We start from the raw sequence: 25,136 nt of genomic DNA, 5'->3' as shown, positions 1-25,136 counted from the left end.
TCCTCCAAAACACACTTGACTGTATTTTGTACACTTATTCTCGTTAGAATCAGAACTTTCATGGATTTAAGTGTATTTCGTACAGCTATTTCGAGATATAGAGGCTGTTTTCGGCCTATTCAGCAAATATAAGTGTACATTCTGCAGTTATACCTGAGTATCGCAGACTGAGCGGAACTTTAGTTGTACAAAATGCAGCTTAACTATGATAGTTACACTCAGCACGAACCAAACACTCCAACTAACTGACCCTTACTCCGCCGCCTGACCCTGCTCCAGGTCCGCAGGACCAAAGGCGCCGGGAAGCAGTTCGCGGACTGTGGTCTCCAGTATGTCACCCTTCAGGTTGCCGAGGATTACCGGCATGTCGGGTCCGCAGAGCTCAACCATCACCTGGCGGCAGACGCCGCAAGGGGATACAGGGCCATCGGTATCTGCAACTACAGCGATGGCTTTGAAGGTGCCAGGCTTGTGCCCGTCAGCAATCGCACGGAACATCGCGGTCCGTTCACCACAATTAGTCGGACCGTAAGCAGCATTCTCAATATTGCAGCCATGATGAACATTCCCGTCCTGATCCAGCAGCGCCGCGCCGACTCCGAAACGGGAATACGGAATGTATGCATTGGTTCTTGCCTTAATTGCTTCCTGCAATAATAGAGCAGAATCCATATTTGTCCTCCTAAAAGTTTTGTGAGCATCCGCCACCTTGAATATTCTTCGTACAAAACTTACTTCGTAAGCATAATCTTAGTTTTGTGAGCATCCGCCACCTTGAATATTCTTCGTACAAAACTCTCTTCGTAAGCATAATCTTAGTTTTGTGAGCATCCGCCACCTTGAGTATTCTTCGTACAAAACTCTCTTCGTAAGCATAAATCTTGGCGGATGACAAGAGGACGGAGCGCACCAAAGCGATTCCGCCTCTCCCATATGCTAAAGTTGTAAGCTGATTATGACATAAGACTGCTGATCCAGTCCATCACCGGATGATAAAAAACATAGATTCCCGCAATAACGGCAAACACCGCCGTGAGCAGCACAGCTCCTGCGGCGGTATCTTTGGCCTTCTTAGCCAAGGGATGGATCTCCGGCGAGACCAGGTCAATCGTCGCTTCAATCGCCGTATTCAGCAGTTCGGCCGTCAGCACAAGCGTGATTGCCAGGAGCAGCAGCATCCAGCTTGATACGGGAAGCCTGAGCACAGCGGCGGCGGCCAGCACCAGAACAGCCAGGCAGCTGTGCACCTTCATATTCAGCTCCGATTTGAAGGCCGCGGCAATGCCGTGAGCTGCAAAGCGAAAAGAATGCCAGAATTTTTTGTGGCCCACCGCCGTATTCTTGACCATTAGCGTGTCAACCCGACCTGAGCCAGTACATGCTCCTGCTTCGCCATCATCTCCGCTTCAGACTCCGCATCCTGATGATCGTAACCCAGCAGATGCAGGAAGCCGTGTACGAACAGGAAGCCCAGCTCCCGCTCCAGGGAATGGCCGTATTCCAGTGCCTGCTCCTGGGCGCGGGTTACAGAGATAATGATATCTCCCAGCACATTGGGGACTTCGTCTTGATCTTCATCCTCATCTTCTGAAACTGCATATATGATCTCAAGCTCATCTTCCCCGGTCTCGTTCATCGCGAAAGACAGTACATCTGTCGGACGGTCGATGCCCCGGTACTCCAGATTCAGCTCATGTATACGTTCATTATCGACAAAGGTAAGATCCACTTCGCCTTCATCCAATCCTTCCACTTCGCCTGCCTTCTGCAGAATACTCTCCAGCAGTACGATCAGCTCATTATTAATTTCATGCTCTTCCTGTTCATTGTTCCACACGACGCTCAGGCTCATTTTTACCGGCTCCTTCCTCTTTTTTGGGCTTGCGCACATCCTCGGGGTATTCGATCCGCGAATGGAATATGCCCATTACTGTTTCTTTCAGTGTCCGCGCTATAATGTCCAGCTCCTTGATCGTCAGGTCGCATTCATCGAACTGATGGTCATCCAGCCGGCTCTTGATAATCTTCTCGATCATCGTCTCTACCTGCACAACGGTAGGCTTGCGGAGTGAGCGCACAGCCGCTTCCACACTGTCGGCGATGCCGACAACGGCGGATTCCTTCGACTGCGCCTTCGGTCCGGGATAACGGAAATCCTCTTCGGTGAAATCAGGCTCCACGCCTTTTTCCTCAGCGATCTTCAGTGCTTTATGATAAAAATAATGCAGGAAGGTCGTGCCATGATGCTGCTCGGCAATATCACGGATCGGCTTTGGCAGCTTGTATTCCTTCTGCATCTCCACCCCGTCCCGGGCATGCGCCACTATGATGGATTTGCTCAGCTTCGGTTCGATTGAGTCATGCGGATTCTCCATATTGTTCTGGTTCTCTATGAAGTAGAACGGCCGTTTCGTCTTGCCGATATCATGATAGTATGAGCCGACCCGGCACAGCAGGCCGTCCGCTCCAATCGCTTCAGCAGCAGCCTCGGACAGGTTGCCGACCATGACACTATGGTGATAGGTTCCCGGCGTCTCTGTAAGCAGCTTGCGCAGCAGCGGATGGTTCGGGTTCGACAATTCAACGAGCTTCAGCGCAGACAGAATGCCGAAGGTAGCCTCGAAGAACGGCATAAGGCCAATTACAAGCACTGCAGTCAGCAGGCCGCCGGCAAAAGAGAAGCCCAGTGCATACAGCGTATTGGTCTCATTCCATACCCCTCCGCCCAGCATGGTCAGGATGGCTACAGTCAGGCAGCCGAATAGCGAAACCATAATTCCGCCCTTGAGCAGTGTACCGCGCTGGCCTGCCCGGTGGGTAGCGAAGATGGCGACATAGCTGACAACAAGTGCAAAGTACCCGAAGGTGAAATCAAAGACGGTATTCTGCTGCACATTCAGAATAATGCTGGCCAGAATACTGAACAGGATCGAACAGAAGTACGCCAAAGTCATATCCAGCAGCATGGAAATCAGCATAGCGCCTATAGCTACCGGAGCCAGATAACCGATATAAGTACGGACATCCGTCTGCAGGAACGCAGCCAGCTTCATCGTGATAATAGTGATTACAAATACCAGCACCAGCATGAGCAGCTGGGAGTTATTATACTTGAATCCGGAGGCTCCGCCGTTATAACGGATGAAGGTCATCAGACCAAAGGACAGCAGCGCGGACAGCAGCAGCAGCCCGAATTGCGGCCAGTAATTGACCTCTTTGCTCAAAAGGCCGTTCTCATCCAAAAGCTTGTAAAGCTCCGGGGTTATCTCCTGATTTTTGGCGACGAGCACATCCCCCTGCTCAATGAACACATCCGGGGTATTTTGCCGGGCGAGCACTTTGGCTTCCTTGGTTGCTTCCTCGTCATAGAACTTATTAGCGGTAATAACCAGCCGCACCAGTTCCTGTACCACCTCACGGGCTGTACGCTGGTTCAGCGAGCTGATACTGACCTGCTCCGCCACCTTGGCGCGTGCGGTCTGGGCATCCACAATCTGATCATTCATCAGCTTGATGACAATTTCCCGGGCAACCGGCTTCATCTCAATGATGTCCTGGGAGGTCAGCCGCGGAATTTTAATATAGATTTCTTCCGGAATTACATAGGCCTGGTCCTTGATTACCGATTGCATTTCATCCAGCAGATGCTCTGAATACGTTCCTGCCTTACTGCTCACTGCAACAAAATTCAGAATAAAATCATTGGTCCGCTCCGGAATCACTTCACGGTAGATCTCCGTCTTTTCGCTTTGCGAAATCGTATCATCCTGATTCAGGCGGTCTATTCTGTCCAGCAGCATGGTAACAAGGTTCTCGGTTCTCATCGGTATGATCGTATACCGGTTTGTTACATTTTCAGCAGCGATTTCCTGGGCTTTCAGCTTCGCGTTGGTGTCCGGGATTTGCTTGGGCGCTGTAATTTCCTTGGCACTGCGTGTGCCCTCTTTTATATCATACTTTTTGGGCAGGAGATCAGAGGACAAACTAAAGTAGAAAACAAGCCCCAATAACAGGAAAAGAGCATAGCGCGAAACCGCGCTATACTTCCATCCGCCTGTACTATATACAAATCCGCTTAATTTTGCTGGTTGCTTTGAGGCCATGAAGACAATCCCCTTTTTTATTGGAGGTTTTCGGCAGAGCGGTCATAGGCAACGATAATTTTCTGCACCAGGGAATGACGGACTACGTCCTGCTCTGCGAAATAGACAAAGCCAAGCTCCTCAATGCCGGATAAAATCGTTTTGGCTTCGATCAGCCCTGACTTCTTGCCGCGCGGCAGGTCAATCTGGGTCACATCGCCCGTGATGACCATCTTGGAGCCGAAGCCCAGCCGGGTGAGGAACATTTTCATTTGTTCTGGTGTAGTATTCTGGGCTTCATCGAGGATAATAAAAGCATCCTCCAGAGTACGCCCGCGCATATAGGCAAGCGGTGCTATCTCGATCAGCCCGCGTTCAAGCGCCTTCGCGACCTGATCAGGCCCCATAACGTCGTATAAGGCGTCGTAGAGCGGCCGGAGATACGGATCTACCTTCTCCTGCAAATCTCCCGGAAGGAAGCCCAGGTTCTCTCCTGCCTCTACAGCCGGACGCGTCAGCACGATACGCTTGACCGAGCCTTCCTTCAGCGCCGTTACTGCAAGGACCACGGCAAGATAGGTCTTACCCGTTCCCGCCGGCCCGATGCCAAAGACGATATCACGTTTCTTAATCGTTGTCACATAATGCTTCTGGCCGATCGTTTTGACCCGGATAGGTTTACCGCGGAAAGTTGTTGTAATCTCACCCTTGAACAGGTCAAGCAGCTGGTCAGCCCGGAAATCCTTCGCCAGCTCCACGGCATACTGCACATCCCGTTCACTCAATATGTAACCGCCGCGTACCAGCGACAGCAGCACGTTAAACAGCTGGGCCAGCATGTCCACTTCCCGCTCAGCGCCGCGAATGGTGATTTCAGCCTCGCGCGAGTCGATCACCGCCGGAATTTCTCTCTCGATAATTTTCAGGAATCCATCCTGCGGTCCAAACAGGGATTGTGCTTCTCCCGCAGTGTGCAAAGATATACGAATGTTTGCAGTCTGTTCTGACAAGTAGCCTCATTCTCCTCAATTGTTTACTATCGGAAGTTCTTCCGCGATTCTCTCTTCCACTTCAAACAGCACTTTCATATAAACTTTACCATTCTCTTTCTTCTCATGCAAAATTTTTTGACTTTTGATTACGCTGTCCGTGCCGTACCGCGCCATAATATCACTCTTGGCCCGTGCCAGGCCTTCATCGCGCGCAGCCTCTGCACTCAGTGTCTCGGCGGTATACTTAATTTCCAGCTCCTTCTCATTCATCAGGCCCAGCGGCAGCTGAAATGACCGCCAGGAAAGCATGTCAGGCTCAGCAAGCGTACGCGACTTGGCAAAGCCGGAATCGCCGTAGCCCCACAGCTGAATCGCCCAGTTGCCCAGAACGAGATATAAGCGGTCCTTGCGTTCTCCCGTGTAGGAGCTGCCGGTCCGCTTAAGCGGAACCTCCAGATTATATTCATGCCATACCAGGCCTTTAACCTCGCCTTTGGCTACTACAAACTCCATGTTTTCTTCATCGCCCAGCGTCCCGGAGATCAGAATATCCCCTTTTTTCACACGTGTATTACGGCTGACGACCGGCCGGCCCTGCTCTGCATAGATTTCGGTGACCACTGCATCGGTACGGCTGATCAGATGGCGTTTGCTGTGCAGCGGCTTATCCTCAGGACGGTCGGCCTCGACGACCTGAATCGTGATGCTCGTCCCCGTCCGGTGAAAGCCGGCCCAGGTCAACCCCGGCACCAGCGTGGTCAGCTCCCTGGAGAGCTTGTCCGACTCCTCCATACGCCAGATCCACTGAAACGGGTATACGCCCTCTTGGCGGGCAGCTTCCAGTATATCTTCACTGGCAATGCGGGTATTCCCTTCAACCTTGACCTCCCAGACCATTGAAGAGAGCAGCAGCAGCCCGATACCGAAGATCAGCAGTCCTGCGGCAAAAAACTTCCGCTTCCACAGGCGCGCCGCCCGGAACGGTATCCCGCTCCGCTCCGTCACATGCATCCGGCAGCCTGTCTCCCTGAGGAGCGGGCGGAGCCTGAAAAAGTCATCCAGCAGCAGCTTCAGGGAAGCGCCGTTCCCGGCAGGCCTCACATCCCAGATGACGATGCCCGCTCCGGTTACAGCGTTGATAAACCTTTCCACCTGCGGTCCCGTCACATGCAGTGTAACGAACCCCCGCAGTGATGACAGAGGCGGCTCTTTCATGGATTATCCCCACTTTCCTTATACCTGATTTCACCGATTATACCGACCACAGCCAGCTCCTGGCCCAAAATATTGCGGATAACCAGCCCTTCGCCGGAAATCTCCAGATAGCCTTTGGCGAGCGCCAGCCTGAGCTGCTCTGAAGAGAAATGCAGCACGCCGCGGTGGTTCTCAATATACAGCTCCTTATTGCCGATCAGGGTGATCCGGGGCATCTCCTGCAGCACATCCTGCGGAAGATCCAGTACCCCGTTTGTCCATCCCCGCAGCCTGCGGCCGATACGGGTCATAAGTAGACGCTCCCCCTTCCTGCCTTCTGTACACCTTATGCGGGGCAGCACTTTTTTATGAGCAAAACTCACATCATTGCAAGCAGGCTCTTACAACTAAGAAACACAAATAAGGACAGACGAAATATTCTGCCCTTATCTATAACATTGGGTTAATGATAAGAAATCACATTATTCTACATTATTTTGTTATTTTACAGCACATGTAAGATGTGCTTAGTAGACATACATTAGGGTGTTAGGTTAACCGGAGGGAATTCCTAAGGGGAATAACGAAAAACACCCCTAATTAAAGGGGTGCTAGCGTTAGTTTATTGCAGAAATTGCTGAACCGCCTGGTTCACGAGTTTACCATCGGCGCGGCCTTTGACCTTAGGCATCAGCGCGCTCATTACCTTACCCATTTCACTTTTCGAAGAAGCACCGGTTTCCTGGATGGTCTGCTGTACAATTACTTTAATTTCTTCTTCGGAAAGCTGTTCGGGAAGATATTTAATGATAATCTCGATTTCTGCCTTCGTACTCGCGGCAAGTTCTTCACGACCCGCTGCTTCAAATTCTTGGAGGGCATCTTTGCGCTGTTTGATTTCACGACTAAGGATATCAAGCACTTCGTTGTCGTCTAATGTTCTCTTCAAATCTATTTCAAGATACTTTATTGTAGAACGAACCATTCGAATGGTGGAGAGTGTGAACTTGTCCTTACTCTTCATCGCTTGCTTCATATCTTCGTTCAATCGTTCGCTAAGATTCATGCGTGGGTAATCCTCCTAAAACTTTCTCTTACGAGCAGCCTCAGACTTCTTCTTGCGCTTTACGCTTGGCTTCTCATAATGCTTGCGTTTCTTCACCTCAGCCAAGACACCATCTTTAGCAATGGAGCGTTTAAAGCGACGAAGTGCAGCATCAATTGTCTCGTTTTTGCGAACTTTCGTTTCAGACACCAGTTTTCCCTCCCTCCGACCAGACCGTCCAAGAGCATAACAACACGGTTCATCAAACTACATTATAGGTCAAAGCTAAATAAGGTGTCAACCTTCGTGTTATTCTTTTTTTAGGCGGCCTGCTGGTAAAAAAATCCTTATCAGGCGTGGGAAGCAGAATTCCCGGTCAGGGCGCCGAGTCTGGCTCCGCCCAGCAGATGATAATGCAGATGGGCAACCGCCTGGCCGCTATCCGGTCCGCAGTTGTTAATCAGCCGGTATCCGGTCTCAGCGATCCCCAGCTCTGCCGCAAGCTGCTGGGCGACGGCATGAATCTCGCCAATCAGCGGCAGGTCCTCGGTCTGGACATCATTCATGGAAGCGATGACCTTCTTCGGAATAATCAGCACATGCACAGGAGCTGCAGGCTCAATATCGTGAAATGCCAGAATCCGCTCATTTTCAAACACTTTGTTGCATGGAATACTACCTTCAATTATTTTGCTGAACACAGTAGTCATGTGGACAGTGCCTCCCGGAAATAAAAAATTTGCACTATGCGTCCACTATACAGCATTCGGAGGAAATTTCAACCGGCTGTAATGATACGGCGTATTTCTTCCACAGGCGCTTTGGGCTTACGGTCATATGTCAGCAGCCCGTTGATCTCCTGCTCTACATCCGTCAGCTGGGTATAGCAGAAGCCCTGGATGACCGGCGAGCTGAACATCGGGTCCAGCACCGCCTTCAGGCGCTTCAGGAAATCTTCTTCATTGTCTGCTCCTGAATATCCCCAGCCTTCCCAGTCACTTTTCTTGTAGGCAATGCCGCCGAATTCGGAGACCAGGATGGGCTGGCCCTTATCCTCGCCGCCGCCGACAAATATAGCTCTCCCGGAAGGAGCCGACGCTAAGGCTGTATCTCTGTCAGCATACCGTTTCTCAAGCACATCCTTGCGGCTCTCATAATCGTGAATGGTGATCAGATCCGTGGTGATATGCTCCCAGCCGTCATTGAACACAACCGGACGGGTGTCATCCAGTGATTTGGTCAAGTGATACATCGTCAGGCCATGATGCTGCTGGCCGGCGTGGTTCTTCACATTCGGTACACCCCAGCTCTCGTTCAGCGGCACCCAGGCCACAACGCACGGATGATTGTAATCGCGCTCCATAATCTCCTGCCATTCCTTAGTGAAACGGCGGACATACTCACGAGAGTAGTCATAAGCATTTGCCGCTTCACTCCACACCAGCAGCCCCAGCTTGTCGCACCAGTACAAGAAACGCGGATCTTCCGTCTTCTGGTGCTTGCGGACCCCGTTGAAGCCAAGATCCTTCGCCCACTGTACGTCGTTCTGCAAATCCCCGTCGCTCGGTGCGGTAAGAAGCCCCTCCGGGAAATACCCCTGATCGAGTGCAAGCCGCTGATAATACGGATGATTATTAAGGCATAGCACCCCGTTCTCGACCGCTATCTTGCGCATTCCGAAATAGCTCTCTGCTTCGTCCAGAAGCTTCCCGCCGCTAAGCAGTCTGAAATGAATATCATACAGATCGGGCTGCTCGGGACTCCATAACCGTCCATGTCCATGCTCGGCAAAATCATTCACCTCAATGACCCGGCTGCCGCTGCTCACCGATACTGACTGCGTGTTCTCCGCGATCAGCTCACCCTTAAAGTAAATCGCGATTTCCAAAGAAACCTTATCGCCGTATGCAAGCCCTTTGACTACAGGAGTAATCCGGATTTCGTTCCGGTCAATATCCGGAGTCAGCTGTACCTTGCCCAGATGGATGTCATGCACAGGCTCCACCCAGACGCTCTGCCAAATGCCGGTGGTGCGGGTATAGAATATGCTGGCCGATTCCTCCAGCCAATACTGCTTGCCGCGCGGAAGGGTAACATCCCTGCTGTAATCCTGCGCCCGCACAACCAGCGTATTCACACCGTCCTCGCTTAAGCATTCAGTAATATCCGCCTGAAACGGCGTATGTCCGCCTTCATGGACCGCTGCCAGTTTTCCGTTAACCCATACTCTCGAATCATAATCCACAGCGCCAAAATGCAGAATAATCCGCCGGCCCTGCCATTCAGCGGGGATATTCAGCGCCCTGCGGTACCAGACAACATCATGAAACCCGCTGTCTTCAATGCCGCTCAGCTTGCTCTGGAATGTGAACGGCACGTTGATCTTAAACGGGTAAGGCTGGCCAGGTTCCTGCCACTTCTCCTTGACTCCTGCATTGCCATCGTCAAATGCGAACTCCCACTCTCCATTGAGGCACTGCCAGTCCTTCCGGGTGAACTGGGGTCTCGGGTATTCTGTACGGGGCATTTCCGTCAAGCGCTGCTCTGAATTCAACTGTTCCATGCACAAACCGCTCCTTTTAGTTAACTAAATAGTTAATTATTAATGATATAGTCAAGTATAATCAAGCTGATTGTATGATAATCTCCGCAATACGTCAACCGTTAACTTGTTTAATCAACCTATAGGCTGTATTATAAAAATACTATAGAGAGACGGAAAGGAATTACAGGAATGAACCTCGATATCACCGAACAGAATCTGCCCTTATTCGAAGCACTGGCTTCTGGCACCCGTATAAAAATGATTCAATTATTGCAGACTGACGCGCTTAATATAAAAGAAATGGCGGAAAGGCTGGGCGTCTCCTCCGCCATCATCGCCAAACATGTCCAGCAGCTGGAGGAGAGCGGAATCATCGCCTCGCGGATGATCTCCGGCAAACGCGGCATGCAGAAGCAGTGCTTTCTTGCGCAGGACAGCATTATGCTGCGGTTCCGCCCGGAAGGAACACCTGCACCTCAAGAGGAGGATACGCTGAACCATTATGCAGTATCCATTCCTGTAGGCCAGTACGTCGCCTTCAATGTCCGCCCCACCTGCGGACTGGCCTCGGAGACCAAGCTGATCGGCATGCGTGATGATCCCCGTTATTTTGCCGAGCCCGAGCATGTCCAGGCCCAGCATCTATGGTTCGGAAGCGGCCATATTGATTACCGGATTCCCAATTATCTGATGGGGCGCCAAAGCATCAAGAGTATAAGAATTTCGCTGGAAATCTGCTCTGAAGCTCCCGGTTATGCGGAGGACTGGCCATCGGATATTGTATTTAGCCTAAACGGTGTAAATGTCGGAACCTGGACTTCACCCGGAGATTTCGGGGCGGTAAGGGGCAAGCTCACCCCTGCGTGGTGGGAGCCGGGCAGTACCCAGCATGGATTGCTCAAGACACTGCTGATAGCTGAGGAAGGAACCTTCATGGACGGCATCCGCCTGTCCGGTGTGGCCGCACGGGATATCCCAGTCGCTCCAATGGAAGAGATACAGTTCAGAATCGAATCGGATGCCACTGCCCGCAGACCCGGGGGCGTCAGCCTGTTCGGCAGGAAGTTCGGGAATTACGAGCAGGACATCGAAGTCAATATCAGCTACTGAAAAAGCCAGCAGCACACTTCGCACCGAAGGCGGAGTTACATTAAGAGGCACTGTATAGATTGAACATGAAAATACAATAAGGGAAAAGCGGCAGAAGAGAAGTTTGGAACTGTAGGAGCGATTGTGTCCGCCTGAAAGCTTCCCTCAGGATAGCTGCTCCGGAAGCTTGCGCGGCCGCCGGCTGTCGTAGCCAGCTGCGCTCCGGGGGCGGACGGGGGCGGACGGGGGCGGACGGCGGCGCTCTGGGGGCGGACGGGCGGAAATCCGACTGGTCGCCGCTTCCCGGTCAAGCTGCGCGTCAAATCTTAAGTACTTTTTATTTAGTTGGACAAACGTATCTTAATTTCGCGGATTTGGGGCTTTTGCAGGAATTAGGTGGATAAACGTCACTTAATTTTATACATTTCCCCAGTTTTGGCTGATCAGGCCAAAATTAAGTGCTGTTTTTCCATCTGCTGTTTGAGACGGGTTAATCTATTCATGAATAAGTGGAGGAAATCCAACTAAATTCCGGGCGCCGCCACTGCGGACTCCGGATTTTTCAGCTCCATAGCGGAATTAACAATAAAACAGACCCCGCCGGACTCCGGCGGGGTTATTTCACTTCTACAGATAAAAAGACAAAAAAAAGAAACACCCTTGACAGCTTATATAAGCTGCTTCGGCGGCGGACGTATGAGAAGGAACAAATTCCCTGTCATACGTCCGCCGAGGTGTTTCAAATGATGTCGGCTTAGCTGTATTATAACAGGGGGTTGAAGGTGTATCTGTGATCGTTGTCACAGTCAACCCCAAGCTTTACATTTTTTCCAAAACGATACGCGAACCCCCGCCGCCCTGCTCTGCAGGGACAACAATCAGCTTACGCGGAAGCCGTGCCCGGAGCTCAGGGACATGGCTGATGATGCCTACAGACAGCTGGTCGCTATGCAGCCGTTCCAGGGAGGTGATTACTGTATCCAGCAGATCCGGGTCCAGTGTGCCAAAGCCCTCATCCAAGAAGAAAAATTGCAGCGGATACTGCCCGCGCAGCTGAATCTGGGCTGATAAAGCCAGCGCCAGCGACAGCGAAGTCAGGAAGGTCTCCCCGCCGGACAGCGTGGAAACCGGGCGTTTCACACCACCGTTGCCGTCATCCCGGATGACAAAACCACCGCCGGAATCCACCTCCAGCGCATAACGCTGCTTGCTCAGGAAACGGAGCCGCTGCGATGCAGCCTGACACACCTGCATCAGCTGTTCTTCAGCTACATATTCTACAAAAGCATTTCCGCGCAGTACGGACTGCAGCTTGGACAGCTGATTCTGAAGCGCAGCATGCCCTGCCCGCTGGCCATCCAGCTCCATCCAGCGGATATGGCGCTGCTGCAGATCCTCCAGATCACGCTCCGCCCGTGCCCGGGCTTGCAGGGAGCTCTCATCTTCTTCCTTGCACTTACGCAGGGATTCCTGGCTCTCCTGCCACTCCTCGCTGCTCAGCACCGCACCGGCGAGCTTCTCCTCTATATTCCGCAGCTGCACTGTACATTCCGCTTCCTCCTCGCGGTGTAACCGCACCCGCTCAGCAGCCTGTATCCGCTCTGCTGCCGTAAGCGATGCCGCTTCAACCTCAGCCGCTGAAGCAAACGGCGATGACTGCAGGCTCTCCTCCCAATGGGAGGCAGCTGCAGTGTAATGCTCGTGTGCAGATTCTGCTGCCTGGCGGGCAACCGCCGCTTCCTGCGCCTCCTGCCTGGCCTTGTCCGCAGCCTGGCGGTGCCCCTGCCTGCTGCGCTCCAGTGCAGTCTGCAGCTCCAGCAGCCTGCGTTCACAGCCAGCGAGCAGCTCCGCTGCCGGGCTTCCGCTTGTCCATTCCCGGAGCCGCAGCTCCTTGTCACGCGCAAGCTCCTCTTTGCCCTCCAACTGGGCGCTCCACTGGGCCAGCTCCTTGTCAAGCGCAGCCAGCTGCTCCTGAAGTAGCTGCACGGCCAGAGCTTTCTCGTCCAGGAATTTCACGCTGATCTCCAGCCGGCCGCGGATTTCCTCCGCCTGCTCATCCTTCGCCAGCATTCCGGTATAGGCTGCCTCTGCCTGTTCAGGGGCGAGCTGCGGAAAGAGGCTGTCCCATTCTTCACGCAGCGCTGCTGCCGCTGAGGCAAGCCCTTCCGCCTTGGCAGCCAGGCCCTGAACCCAGGTCTGCTCAGCTTCTGCGCCTGCAGCTTCCTTGTGGTACAGCTGCTCCAGCTCCTGCAGGGAGCGCTGCCAGTCCGCCGCTGCACGGCGCAGGTCAGCGGAGCCGGCCTTAAGCCCGGCCAGCTGTCCGTTCAGAACTGATAAAGCAGCTTCACCCGGCAGCTCTGCTGATTCTGTCAAGGCTGCGCTGCCGGCAGCTGTATCAGTAACAGCTGTGTCCGGTGCCGTATTGATGTTAGCAGCGGCAGAAGCATTAACAGCAGCTGCGGCTGTATTAGTAACAGCAGCGGCTGGTGTGGCAGTAACAGCAGTAAACTCAGGAGCAGCGGTGTCAGCGGCCCCGGGGACTCCGTTGGCGGCTGCGGTGCCAGCAGCTCCGGGGGCTTCAACAGCGGCAGCAGACTGGCTTAACGCTTCGTCTGCCTCTGCTCCCGCCAGCTGCGCAAGCCAAGCCCCGTCCTGCTCCAGCAGGCTGCGCAGCAGATGGCGCGTCTCCAGCGCCTGCCGGGCCTGGGCGCGGACCAGGCGGAGCCGGCTGTCCAGCTCCTCTTGTTCCCCCTGCTCCTGCGTAAGCGCAGGGGAGGGGTGATGCTCGCTGCCGCATACCGGGCAGGGAGTGCCGTCCCGGAGGTCACGGGCAAGCGCCAGCGAGAGCCTGTGGACCTCCTGGTCCTTCAGCGCGGCTTCCAGCGCGCTGGTGTGCTGCTCCAGGCGGTCTGCAGCGGACTCCGCTGCACCTTCGGCCGCCTGCAGCTCTTCCAGATGCAGGGCGGCGGCGGCCAGCAGCTCCCCGCGCCTTGCATCCAGCGCCTGCCGCCGGGCAGCGGCGGCGGCGAGGCGCGCCTGCGCCGCGGTAAGCACCGCCGCGCGCTCCCGGTGTTCCCGTGCTGCCGCGTCCCGCTGGACGCCGGCAGCACGCAGGCCCTGCAGTCTCTGCATGGCCTCCTGCAGAGACTGCCGCTCCTGGGAGCGGACCGCGAGCGGCTGCAGGCTCTGCTGCAGCTCGCGCTGCTTCTTTTGGCCGCGGGCCAAAAGCTCACGCTCCCGGGCCAGGCTCTCCTGCCCGGCGGCTAGGCCACGGGCAGCCTCATCCCGGCGCGCGAGCAGCGCCGCACGCTCGCGGCGCAGGCCGCCGAGCTCGGCTTCCAGCTCGAGCGCGCGGCGGAAGCGGCCCTCCTCCTCGCGGAGGGCCGGCTCTCCGGCGGAAAGCGCGGCCTGTGCCGCTGCTTCCGCCTCCGCTGCCGCCGCCGCCGTCATGCCCGCGGCGGCGGCCTGAGCCTCCAGGCCCCCGGCGCGGGCATGACGGCTCTTCCAGGCCTCTTCCGCACTGCGCCAGGCGCTTAGCGCGGGGAGCCGCTTCTCGGCTTCGTCAGCCTTGCCGAGCTTCTGCTCCAGGAGGAGAATCTGCTCCTCCTGGGCCTGGAGCGCCTGCCGCTGCCGCCCGCGGCGGGACTGCTCCTCCTGCAGCTCGCGGATGCGGGCGAAGCGCTCAGCACGCTCCGCCGCCTCCGTGAGCCGCTTGCGGCATTCCGCCGCATGGCGCACAGCATCCTGCACCCGGACCGCTGCCGCTTCGACATCCGCCTTCGCCGCGCTGCCCAGGCCCTGCTGCTCAGCCTCAAGCGCCCGCAGCGCCGCTTCATTCTCCTTAACACGGCGGCTCAGCTTAAGCGCCAGCCCGTCGCCGTACTGTTCCAGATGGAATAGGCGCTGGAGCATCTGCCTGCGGTCTACGCCGCGCAGCGACAGGAACTCGGCGAATTTGCCCTGCGGCAGTACGACCGCCCGGGTGAAATCATCCATTTTCAGCCCGATATGCTCTTCCACACAGCGGGTCACATCCGCCAGCTTGTCGGCCAGCACGGCCTCGCCGTCAGCCTTGACCTCGATGAAGCGGCAGATCGTACTGCTGACCGACTGCTCACCGGTCCGCTTGAATTTCCGTTCCACCCGGTAGCGCTTTGCCCCGGAAGCGGACGTTAGCTCGAAAGTGAAAGCTACGCTGAGCTGGTCCTCGGAATGGTTCATAATGCCCTGGGTTCCGTTTACGGCCCGTTCCACCTTGCCGTACATCGCCAGCGTAATTGCATCCAGCAGACTGGATTTGCCGCTGCCGGTCGGGCCAAAAATCCCGAACAGCCCCGTCTCGGTCAGACTCGCAAAATCTATCTCCTGCGGCTCCCTGTAGCTCTGCAGCCCGGAAACCTTCAGTAATATCGGCTTCATTTGTGAATTTCCTCCCCTTCCGCAGCTTCGTTCCGCTCCTCCTCTGCCAGCTCCAGGAACAGCTCAATCAAACTGTCCTCCGGCTCTGCCCCGCCGGTCTGCCGCTGATAGAATCTGCGGAACAGCTCCTGCACCGGCATGCGTGAGCGGGACAGCTCCTCCAGCTCCTGCTCCATCTGCGGATAGACCGGACGGATATGGACAATGCCTTCCCGTGACTTCCGCAGCCGCTGGATATCATTCATCGACATCGCCTCGGTCAGGCGCAGCTCCAGATCAATGAAAGCATCGGCATCGCGCCCTTCCTCCAGCCAGCGGTAGACTTCCTCCAGCCCGCCGGAGGATTTCCAGTTCACCAGCGGACGGCCGCAGCGCAGATAGATTTCCTCGAACACCGGCTCCCCCCCGGGCGCAATATCAAGCAAGGATACGGACTTGGCCTGTCCCGCTTCCGAGAAGCTGTAGGCCAGCGGTGACCCGCTGTAGCGGATCATCCCGTCACCCTTGACGCGCTGCGCACGGTGCAGATGCCCGAGTGCCGTATACTGCGCACCGCAGGACAAAGCTGAAGGGTCCACTGTATAAGCTCCGCCTACCTGAATCGGCCGCTCGGAATCGCTCTCCAGCCCCCCCAGAACATAGATATGGCTCATCGCCAGATTAACAGTCTGCGGCGAAAATTCCCGCCCGAGCAGGTTCATCAGCCTGCCGACACGCGCACTGTAGGCCAGGCGCAGCTCCGCCTCTCCGCCGTCCCCGGCCAGCAGCTCACCGAGCCGGGCTTCGGAGGGGTAGGGCAGCGCAGCGATTTTGGCCACCTCGCCTGTTCTTGCCGCATGCACCGTGACCGGATCAGCCGTCGGCAGCCCCACCAGCGTAATCCCTTGTCTGCGGACAAGCGGAGACACAGAGGCTACACGCTCCGGCTGATCGTGATTGCCCGAAATGACCACCAGCGGCCTGCCCCCCGCTGTCAGTCTGGCTGCAGCATCATAGAACAGCTGCTCAGCCGCCGCGGGAGGGTTCACCGAGTCGTAGACATCCCCCGCCATCAGTATCAGATCCGCTCCGGAAGAATCGGCAATGTCCACCAGTTCATCCACGAACTGCTCCTGCTCCTTCTGCCGGCTCCTGCCCTCCAGCGTCCGTCCCAGATGCCAGTCCCCCGTATGCAATATGCGCATTTTCCGCCCTCTTTTCCCCGCTTGCCTGCGGCCTTCTTAGATTAATAAGCAGCATGAACTTAAAAACTCAAGCTCCTGTGCATGCGACAGCTGTGGTCCGCAGTCCATAACGGTTTCATATCATCCGTCAGCACACTATCATTCCTAAGCCCCGCCTATAAATATATAATTCACAAATCCGAAACTGATGGCGGACGCTATCGCTCCTGCCGCTCCCAATCGGTATAGTCGTAGTGCTTTCTATATATAATTGAACCAATGATTTTGGTGTTCATAACAGTGAAGAAACAGAGCATTCATTCTATTGTACCTTGTACAATAGATCACAGTTAAATCCGGCTGAAAATAGATTCTATTGTATTTTGTACACTCGTTTCTTAGGATTTGGGCATATTCAGCTCATTTTCCAGAAAGGCATTGTATGGAATACAATAGAATGGATTTTCCGGCCGTTTAGCAAGGAATTTAGTGTATAAAATGCAATTGCTCCATTACTGAGAGTATTCTGTTATCGCAAATAACTCTTAACGTTTCCGGTTCAAGCTATATAGCTATCAAATCTTTGTGACTCTTTGAAAATACCTGTCCGGCACGTCCGTGATTCACCTTTTTTTGCTTTTCGTTACAGCATTTAACGCTTCCTAATGCAGATTACAGCCTCACCGCATGTCCGCCGTCAAAAAAGTAGAGCCACACCTCGCTGACCGGCTCGCCCAGAATATCAAGCAGCGCCTTGCTGTACAGCTCCAGCTGGAAGCGGTATTTCTCCCTAAGCGCATCGAGTCCGCCCTCCTGCGCAGGGACGTAATCCGTTTTGTAATCCAGCAGAATCAGCCGGCCTTCCTCACGGAACAGACAGTCAATTACCCCTTGAATCAGAACTGCTTCATGGAAGCCTTCACTGCCCCCTTCACCCGGAAGTCCCGCTGCCGCCGCATCCAGATAATCAAGCCCGCGGTAAGCTTCTTGCGCAGGAACGTTATAACTGAACGGCTGCTCTCTTGTCTTCCAGGCGGAATTCAGCAGTCTGATTCCCAGCTCACTTGTATAGAAGTCTTCTACTTCTCCCAGATCCACTGCCTCCGCCTGCTCCCTGCTCAGAATAGCCAGCCGTTCCAGACGCGCGACTGTCGCTTCCAGCAGCGGCCGGTCCGCCTGCCCGTCCAGCGGAACATGCTGCATCACCGTATGATAGGCTGTTCCGCGCTCAGCCGCAGTAAGTCCGCGCTGCTCCATGAATTTCGGCCGCCGCAGATGCAGGCTGTCCACATGTCCCGGACTGCCGCTCCGCGGCTTCCGGCCGCCAGCGAAATACTCTTCCTCCAGCAGGTCAACAGAAGGCTGCTCCTGCATTGATAACAATGATTTCAGCTCGGTTACCGATGTTTTGGCCGGGATGCCTGATGCCACTGCATACGGATAGGCCCACTCCAGCCGGGAGGCAATCTGCTCTGCAGACGGTGTTCCCAGTGACGGGACACTTTTGCCCTGCCGGAGCGCTTCAAGCGCGAGCCGGCGCTGCTCGTTCTTGTCACTGTCGCCATCCGCAGCCGCAAATGCCCCGGAGCCAAGCTCCTGCATGTTAACCGCTGAAATGCTCCAGTTGGACTCGTCCCTGTGCAGCACTGAAGATACCGTTCCCTCGCTACCGGCAAGCTTGCGCAGGATGGCGGCAGCAGGATGGCGGATCAGCGCCGGCCCGACCCAGTCCAGATAGCTGCGCCCCCGGGCAAGCAGATGATCCGCCAGCAGCAGCTCCTCGCGGCCCTGCGTGGCCGTCCAGGAGGATACCGTACGCGGCAGATCCCTTACCGTGCCGACCAGAATCATTTTGTCACGCGGACGGGTCAGTCCGACATAAAGCACGCGCATTTCCTCGGCCAGCAGCTCCAGCCGGGAACGGCGGTTAATCGCCAGGTAGGGAAGCGTCGGATAGCTGACCCGCGATTCCCGCTCCACGAAGCGGGGACCGAAGCCCAGCTCCTTGTGCATCAGGAATGGGGAATGCAGATCCTGCCGGTTGAACATTTTGGCCATACCGGCCAGGAACACAACCGGGAACTCCAGCCCTTTGGATTTATGGATCGTCATAATCCGCACGCCTCCGGCCTCCTCACTGCTCCCTCCGGCAACGCCCAGATCGCCGCCATTCTCCCGCAGCCGTGAGATAAAGACCAGGAAGCGGAACAAACCTCTGGCTGAGGTCTCATTCTCAAATTGAACCGCCCGGTCATAAAGCGCCCTAAGATTGTTCTGGCGCTGAAAGCCGCCAGGAAGTCCGCCGGCCCATTCCAGATATCCGCTTTCGCGGTAAATCCGCCAGATTAACACGCTCAGGCTTCCCTGCCGGGCAGCATTTCTCCAGCCTTCAAGCAGATCGAGGAACGCCTTAAGCTTCTCTCTGAGCCGGGAATCAATGTCCACCTCCGCGAGTGCCGCCCTGCCCTCTGCTGCTGCCGTTTCTTCGAGTACAATCTCCTGTTCCCGGGAAAAGAGGTCATACGCCGGCGCCATTTCGGCCTTGGCCCCGACCGCTGCCGTGAGCGCATCATAGAATGATCCGCCGCTGCACAGCCGCACCTTGGCCAGCTCCTCCTCGCTGAGATTGACTACCGGGGAGCGCAGAACTCCGGCGAGCGGGATATCCTGACGGGGATTGTCCACGATCTGCAGCAGCGACAGGGCGATCTCCACTTCCGTTGCCTGGAAATATCCTTTGTTCTGGTCCCCGTACGCCGGAATCCCTTCATTCCGCAGCTCCTCAATCATCAGCGGCGTCCATACCCGTGCGGAGCGCAGCAGAATGACAATGTCGCCGTAGACAACCGGACGCATCAGCTTCAGCGCCTTATCATAGATCTGCAGCGGGCTGCTGCCGCTCATGCCGGTCATCTGCAGAATCCGCCTGGCAATGGCCCGGGCCTCCAGCTGAGCGGTCTCACTCTCTGCCGCTTCGGCCTCCTGCGGAGGCAGCTCGTCCTCCTCATCCGCCTGCTGCGGCTGGGCTGATGAAGCCCCGCCTTTATCGATCAGCAGCAGCTCCGGCGCAAAATACGTATCCGGCCCTCTCTCTTCCGCTCCCGGGAAGTTCGCCCCGTAGACCAGCTCTGCGCGTTCATCATAGCTGATCTCCGCAACATTGCTGTCCATAATCTGCCGGAAAATCATATTCACCGCATTCACAACCTCCATCCGGCTGCGGAAATTACGGGCCAGGTCAATTACCGAGCCGCCTCCGGCAATGCTTCCCGGAGAGCCGCCCGCTGGATGCTCCTGGATAGAGCCCTCTTCCAGCGCGGCAGCCTGTTCCTCAGCAGCGAAGATACCGCCGCCATCCTGCCAGGAATGCCCGGCGCTGAAGCTGCGGTACTTGTCCAGGAACAGTCCCGGCTCTGCCAGACGGAAACGGTAAATACTCTGCTTCATATCCCCGACCATAAAGCGGTTGCCGGGTGACTCACGGGAGATCAGCCGGACGATCTCCTCCTGTACGCTATTGGTATCCTGATATTCATCCAGCAGCACCTCATCGAACTGGCTGCGGTACTCCACCGCAGCATCCGAGGGCAGCGAGTGCCCCGGCTGCGAATCCGGATGGCGCAGAATCTGCAGGCAATAATGCTCCAGGTCACTGAAATCGACCAGCCCCCGCCCGGCCTTCTCCTGCCGGTAGCGTTCACCGAATTCGATAACCGTCTCCGCCAGCTCATGCATCAGCGGGGCTGCTTCATGCAGCTCGCCCAGGAATACTTCCGCCGGACGGCCGAATAGTGATTTTTGCAGCTCCAGCAGGCTTTTTTTCACATTGTCCCGGATGGCCTTAACACTCTCCTGCAGCCCCGGATCGGTTGAATCCTTCTTGCACGGCTTCAGCTTGCCGAAGGATATTTCCATGAAAATATCATACAGCTCCGCCCAGGGCTGATGCTCCACGGCATCCAGCAGCCCCTGCGCCATCTCGAGGTCAGCTGCCAGATTGTCCGCATAAGGTGCCGGACCTCCGGGCTGAAGGGCAATTTCCCGGCCCTGCAGCAGCTGGCTGATTGCCCCGCTTAAGGTCAGCTTCGCCTCGGCGAGAATGCTATGCACCCAGGGTGTGCGGCTCAGCGCCTCCGTATCCGGCAGCGAGAAATCGGCCGCGGTATCCCGCAGCCACTGTGCCGGCCAGGGATGGCTGCGCGCGAAATCATGCAGGCGCTGAATCAGCGCATGCACCGCATCATCACTGCGTTCACCGCTGAACCAGTCGGCCAGCTGCACGAACACACTGTCTTCACCGTCCCCGGTAACCTCGCCGTATTTCTCCTCCATCAGCTCTTCGAGCAGCTCCTGGCGCATCATCTCCGCTTCATGCTCATTCAGGATGCGGAAGCCGGGATCAATCGGAATCAGCTGGTAATACCGGCGGATCACTTCAAGACAGAAGGAATGCAGCGTTGTAATCGAAGCCCTGCCCAGCAGGGCGAGCTGCCGTCTTAGATGCTCATTCTCCTCATCTGCGTTTTCCTCCAGCTTGCGCTCCAGCGCCTCACGGATACGCTGGCGCATCTCGGAGGCAGCCGCCTTCGTAAAAGTTGCTACCAGCAGCCGGTCAACGCTGAAGCCCGCTTCCTGATCACTGATTTTGCGGATAATCCGTTCGACGAGCACGGCCGTTTTGCCGGAACCCGCTGCCGCCGCTACGAGGATGTCACTGCCGCTCTCGGCAATAGCGCGCCACTGGTCATCGCTCCACAGGCTGCCTTCCGGCTTCTTTTCAAATACAGGTCTAGTGCTCACAGTTTCTCTCCTCCTCTGCGGGACAGCAGTTCCCAAACTGCATCCTTGCCCGGCTTGCTCAAATTGTTGTAGCCGTTGCCTTCCACCGTCTCATCAAACTGGCAGACCGGACGGAAGGAACAGAAGGTGCAAGCCGTCTCCTGCTGGATACGGTAGGGTTGAATCGCCACATCCCCTTCTGTAATCCGTGTCCCGATATCCGAAATCGTGCTCCGTACCGAGGACAGCAGCTGCCCCCACTGGTCAGGTGTAGCTACGGAGGCGCTGCTGTAGAAGCTGCCGTCGCTTTTGAGCGCAACCGGAACTATGGATGAATAGCCCTTGTCCAGAGTCGTATCCATCAGAGAGACTACTTCACGGTCAGCCGTCAGCAGGCCCTTCATCTTGAAGCGCTTCATCAGCTCCTGCTCCGCCTGCTCCCGGTTCATGCCGTTGGCTGAAGAGAGCAGCGGATCATGAACATGGAAGTAGAGTGTCCCCGCCGGAAGCGCGGTCCTGCCCAGCCACTGCTCTGAATAAGTCAGCAGTACATCCAGGTAGGTCAGCATCTGCAGCGACAAACCGTAGTAGACCTCATGCAGCTTAAGATCCTTCTGGCTTGACTTGTAGTCAATGACCCGCAGCAGAATCCCCTGCTCGCCCTCCGCCTTATCGACACGGTCAATCCGGCCGACCACCTCCATCACACAGCCGTTCGGCAGTGTAATCCGCAGCGGCGGCAGATCCTTGCCCGGGCCGAAATCCAGCTCCAGCCCGACCGGCTCGAAGCTTCCCCTGCGGGAATGCTCACCCAGAATAACCGAGGCCCGGCCGACAATATTCTTCAGCTTGCGCGAAATATAGCTGTAGCGCTTGCTGCTCATCAGAATCTCACCCTGCAGCAGCGGCGACAGCTTGTCCACCGTTGCTCCCGCCTCCTTACGGCATTCCTCAGCGCTCATGCTGCCCCAGCTGCGGCCCTGCTCCTGAAGCTGCTTCGCCATTTGGCTTAAGGCTGCATGGAACAGCTGCCCAATATCCGGTGCCTGCAGCTTATAAAGCTGACGCTCCTTCAGCCGCAGCCCGTACGAAGCAAAGTGCGAGAAGGAGCAGGCAACGAACTTCTCCATGCGTGATACGCTGCCGCGCAGCGTAGAGCCGCCGTACAGCCGCAGGCTGGTCTCCCGCTTCAGCTTCAATCCCTCATTACGGTAGAAAAGCGAACCCAGCAGCCGGTCAAGCTGCTCCTTTACCGGCTGGCCGGACTGCAGGACGGCACCTTTATCCCGCTGCAGATCTGCTTCGGCTCCGGTGACGGCTCGCATCTCTCCAGGTCCGTCATTCCCTCTGGCTTCCAGAGAACCTGCAGTCTTCTCTTCCATCCGTGCCGGACGTTCCTCTGCGGCAAACCAGTTATAGACATCCCACCACAGTCCGGGAATGTCCATTCCCTGGCGCCATTGCCGGAGCTGAAGCATCAGCATGCGCAGTGTCTGCCCGGGATGGCCGACAAAGCCCAGATGGGCAGCCTCCATAGCTGCTCTTGCAGCAGCTGCCCCGGCTTGCACTTCAAATCCGGATTCAGCCTCCATCCCGGCTGCAGCTGACGGTAATGACTGCGGAAAGCCTGACAGAAACTGCTGGCCGAGCCTGCCCGCGAACAGCTGCTGCAGCTGATGGATCACCTCCGAGGGCAGCAGCGCCTTGCCTTCATCGTCTGCAGCGGCATAGCTGATCCATAATTTCCTGCTGGCTGTCGTAAGCGCATTGTAAATAAGGAAACGTTCATCCAGCAGCTTGCGTGAGGCTCCGGAGGCCAGCTCCATGCCGGAATGCTCCAGCAGCAGGCGTTCTCCCTCAGACAAAATGCCGTCTTCCTTGAACTGCGCGGGCACGACACCTTCATTGAAGCCCAGCAGAAAAGCATATTTCACTCCTGAGACCCGCGTGCGGTCCATCGTACCGACCAGCACCTGGTCGAGCGCAGGCGGAACCAGGCCCATCTTCAGCTCCGCCAGCCCGGTCTCCAGCACCCCAGCGAACAGTTCAAATTCCATCCGTTCCCTGCCCATCATCTCAGCGATCTGATCCAGCAGATCCAGCACCGCTCCCCAGAGCTGGCTATGCTCACGCGCAGCTTCCGCCCGCCCCTGCTCCAGTGACGCTGCGCCCATCCGCTCCAGCTTGCGCGCAGCATCCGTATCCTCAAGCAGCTGATATACTGCCCGGCACAGCTCAAGGCCGCTGCGGCTGGCCTTCACCCGCTGCTCGAATGCCTTCAGCGGACCTGTTATCGCTCTCCGGCAGGCTTCCATCCGGGCCAGCATAGCTTCATCTACAGCTTCGCTGCCCTCCAGTGACAGGCGGGGGATGCCCTTCCAGGAACGTCCGTCTGTCCAGCGGTAGCCGTGAATACCGCAGGCCAGCACATAATTCTCCAACTCATCCATGTTGCTGCGGGTAATACTACCGTCCAGCGGAAGCAGCAGTTCTGACTTCACGCAGCGAAATACATCCTCATAGCGCCAGCGGCGGCGCACTACATCCAGCGCGGAGCGGATGAATTCCACCAGCGGATGATGCAGCTCGTTCAGCTTCTGGTCGAGGAAGAACGGAATTCCGAAGTCCTGAAACAGCGGTGCAATCAGCGGCTCATAATCGGCCATATTACGCATGAATACAGCCATCTCGCCGTACTTCGCTCCTGAATCTCTCGCCAGATCCAGCATCTCCCGCAGCACGCCTTCCACCTCGGTCCGGCGTGAAGCCGCTGCCCGGATCGAGACAGCTTCGTTCATCTGTTCATCTGTGCCATTCCACTGGATACGGCGCCTGAAGCCGTGCTCCAGATGTGCGAGCGCCGGACTGCCGGCGAATCTCGGAGGCACCGATGGAGCCAGCAGCTCATCCCATACTGTAAGCCCCATTTCTTCCGCTATTCCGCGCAGCTTAATATAAGTAACCGCTGCCGGGTGGAACAGCTCCAGCTCATGCGGAGCCTGGCCCGGCGGGTAAATCCGGTCCAGTGTGAGTGCAAAGGTCATACTCGAGGCATATTGCATCAGCTCACGCAGTACAATGAATTCCTGATTGGTGAACCCGTGGAAGCCGTCCACCCAAATCTCTGCCCCGCGGATATACGAGGAATCCTTGACATGCTCGGCCAGCTCAGCCAGCCTGTCCTCTTCATCCATATACAGCCCGGACATCTCCTGCTCCAGCTCGCTGAATACCAGATGCAGATCATCCAGCTTGCCGGCCAGAATCGGGCTGCCATTGGTAGCTTCCTGCATCTTAACGATTTGTTCCTCCAGATCTCCTGCTCCCTGGCAGCAGCGCTTCAGCTCTGTATGCAGACTGCTGAGCCGCTCGACAAATCCGGGCCTGTCCGAGGAAGCGCCGAACAGCTTCAGCTCTTCCTTGCGCCGGCTGATAATTTTATAGATCAGCATCTTCTTGCCTTCTTCGCTGATCGGCAGGCTGGCGCTGCCGCCGGTCTCCTGCTTCACCCGGTAAGCCAGCCGCGAGAAGCTGAGCGTCTGGGCCCGGATGCTGCCCTTCACGCCTCCTGCAGCCAGCAGCCCGCGCTCCGCACCGAAAGAACCCTGCTCCGGAACAAGCAGGATTATCGGCGCACCGAGCGGCTCTGACTTCAGCCGGGAGGATACCCTCTCCCATATAGTAGTAGTCTTGCCGCTGCCCGAGCGGCCGATCAAAAAGTTAACCGTCATTTCTGCAGACTCCTTCCGTGCAGGGGAATTATGGATGCAGCCGTCTGCACTCGCGCTATCTATCATAAGAACCTATTAAACATCTCGTCCCATTAGT

Annotated in this window: 16 protein-coding genes; 1 reads left to right on the top strand and 15 read right to left on the bottom strand. The window is 56.2% G+C overall.

The features are described from left to right. Positions 1–252 precede the first annotated feature (252 nt). The 11 genes from LOS79_RS00480 to LOS79_RS00430 form a co-directional block, all read right to left on the bottom strand. Positions 253–672: a cytidine deaminase gene (locus tag LOS79_RS00480; RefSeq protein WP_315415484.1), complete on the bottom strand. Its 420-nt coding sequence runs from the start codon at positions 670–672 to the stop codon at positions 253–255. 281 nt (positions 673–953) lie between these two features. Beyond that, on the bottom strand, positions 954–1,349 hold the full coding sequence (locus LOS79_RS00475) for a diacylglycerol kinase family protein (RefSeq protein WP_315415482.1): 396 nt from the start codon (positions 1,347–1,349) through the stop codon (positions 954–956). Further along, positions 1,349–1,852 carry an rRNA maturation RNase YbeY gene (ybeY, locus tag LOS79_RS00470; RefSeq protein WP_315415480.1) on the bottom strand — a complete coding sequence of 168 codons (504 nt, stop codon included), beginning with the start codon at positions 1,850–1,852 and terminating at the stop codon, positions 1,349–1,351. Before ybeY ends, LOS79_RS00475 begins: the two co-directional genes overlap by 1 nt. Then, complete coding sequence (locus LOS79_RS00465) at positions 1,824–4,103, bottom strand: HD family phosphohydrolase (RefSeq protein WP_315415478.1); 2,280 nt, start codon at positions 4,101–4,103, stop codon at positions 1,824–1,826. Before LOS79_RS00465 ends, ybeY begins: the two co-directional genes overlap by 29 nt. A 17-nt stretch (positions 4,104–4,120) precedes the next feature. After that, entirely contained in the window at positions 4,121–5,092 is a 972-nt protein-coding gene (locus LOS79_RS00460) for a PhoH family protein (RefSeq protein ID WP_315415476.1), read from the bottom strand. Between the two features lie 15 nt (positions 5,093–5,107). Next, complete coding sequence (yqfD, locus tag LOS79_RS00455; RefSeq protein ID WP_315415474.1) at positions 5,108–6,289, bottom strand: sporulation protein YqfD; 1,182 nt, start codon at positions 6,287–6,289, stop codon at positions 5,108–5,110. Next, the gene (gene yqfC, locus LOS79_RS00450; RefSeq protein WP_315415472.1) at positions 6,286–6,579 is read right to left on the bottom strand and encodes a sporulation protein YqfC; all 294 of its coding nucleotides are present in this window, start codon (positions 6,577–6,579) and stop codon (positions 6,286–6,288) included. The genes yqfD and yqfC overlap by 4 nt, the downstream gene beginning before the upstream one ends. Before the next feature lie 311 nt (positions 6,580–6,890). After that, a complete protein-coding gene (locus tag LOS79_RS00445; RefSeq protein WP_173128367.1) occupies positions 6,891–7,334 on the bottom strand; it encodes a GatB/YqeY domain-containing protein in 444 nt (147 codons plus the stop codon). A gap of 15 nt (positions 7,335–7,349) precedes the next feature. Next, complete coding sequence (rpsU, locus tag LOS79_RS00440; protein WP_005547957.1) at positions 7,350–7,523, bottom strand: 30S ribosomal protein S21; 174 nt, start codon at positions 7,521–7,523, stop codon at positions 7,350–7,352. A gap of 140 nt (positions 7,524–7,663) precedes the next feature. After that, positions 7,664–8,023, bottom strand: coding sequence for a histidine triad nucleotide-binding protein (locus LOS79_RS00435; protein WP_315415470.1), 360 nt, complete (start codon positions 8,021–8,023; stop codon positions 7,664–7,666). A gap of 68 nt (positions 8,024–8,091) precedes the next feature. Continuing rightward, a complete protein-coding gene (locus LOS79_RS00430; RefSeq protein WP_315415469.1) occupies positions 8,092–9,876 on the bottom strand; it encodes a glycoside hydrolase family 2 protein in 1,785 nt (594 codons plus the stop codon). A gap of 171 nt (positions 9,877–10,047) precedes the next feature. Here LOS79_RS00430 and LOS79_RS00425 point away from each other — a divergent pair, with 171 nt between their 5' ends. After that, positions 10,048–10,968: an ArsR/SmtB family transcription factor gene (locus tag LOS79_RS00425; protein ID WP_315415468.1), complete on the top strand. Its 921-nt coding sequence runs from the start codon at positions 10,048–10,050 to the stop codon at positions 10,966–10,968. 798 nt (positions 10,969–11,766) lie between these two features. On the opposite strand, the gene LOS79_RS00420 is transcribed toward LOS79_RS00425, so the two are convergent. The 4 genes from LOS79_RS00420 to LOS79_RS00405 all read right to left on the bottom strand — a co-directional run bounded on the left by LOS79_RS00420 (position 11,767) and on the right by LOS79_RS00405 (position 25,039). Beyond that, positions 11,767–15,366, bottom strand: a complete 3,600-nt coding sequence (locus tag LOS79_RS00420; RefSeq protein WP_315415467.1) for an AAA family ATPase — start codon at positions 15,364–15,366, stop codon at positions 11,767–11,769. Further along, the gene (locus LOS79_RS00415; protein WP_315415466.1) at positions 15,363–16,550 is read right to left on the bottom strand and encodes an exonuclease SbcCD subunit D; all 1,188 of its coding nucleotides are present in this window, start codon (positions 16,548–16,550) and stop codon (positions 15,363–15,365) included. The genes LOS79_RS00420 and LOS79_RS00415 overlap by 4 nt, the downstream gene beginning before the upstream one ends. Positions 16,551–17,201: 651 nt before the next feature. Then, entirely contained in the window at positions 17,202–21,329 is a 4,128-nt protein-coding gene (locus LOS79_RS00410; protein WP_315415464.1) for a UvrD-helicase domain-containing protein, read from the bottom strand. After that, positions 21,326–25,039: a PD-(D/E)XK nuclease family protein gene (locus tag LOS79_RS00405; RefSeq protein ID WP_315415462.1), complete on the bottom strand. Its 3,714-nt coding sequence runs from the start codon at positions 25,037–25,039 to the stop codon at positions 21,326–21,328. The genes LOS79_RS00410 and LOS79_RS00405 overlap by 4 nt, the downstream gene beginning before the upstream one ends. Positions 25,040–25,136 lie beyond the last annotated feature (97 nt).

Origin of the sequence: Paenibacillus sp. MMS20-IR301 (genome assembly GCF_032302195.1) — a bacterium.
Classification (GTDB): domain Bacteria; phylum Bacillota; class Bacilli; order Paenibacillales; family Paenibacillaceae; genus Paenibacillus_AQ.
The sequence above is the reverse complement of the archived record's forward strand: the minus strand, read 5'-3'. Positions and strand labels throughout refer to the sequence as shown.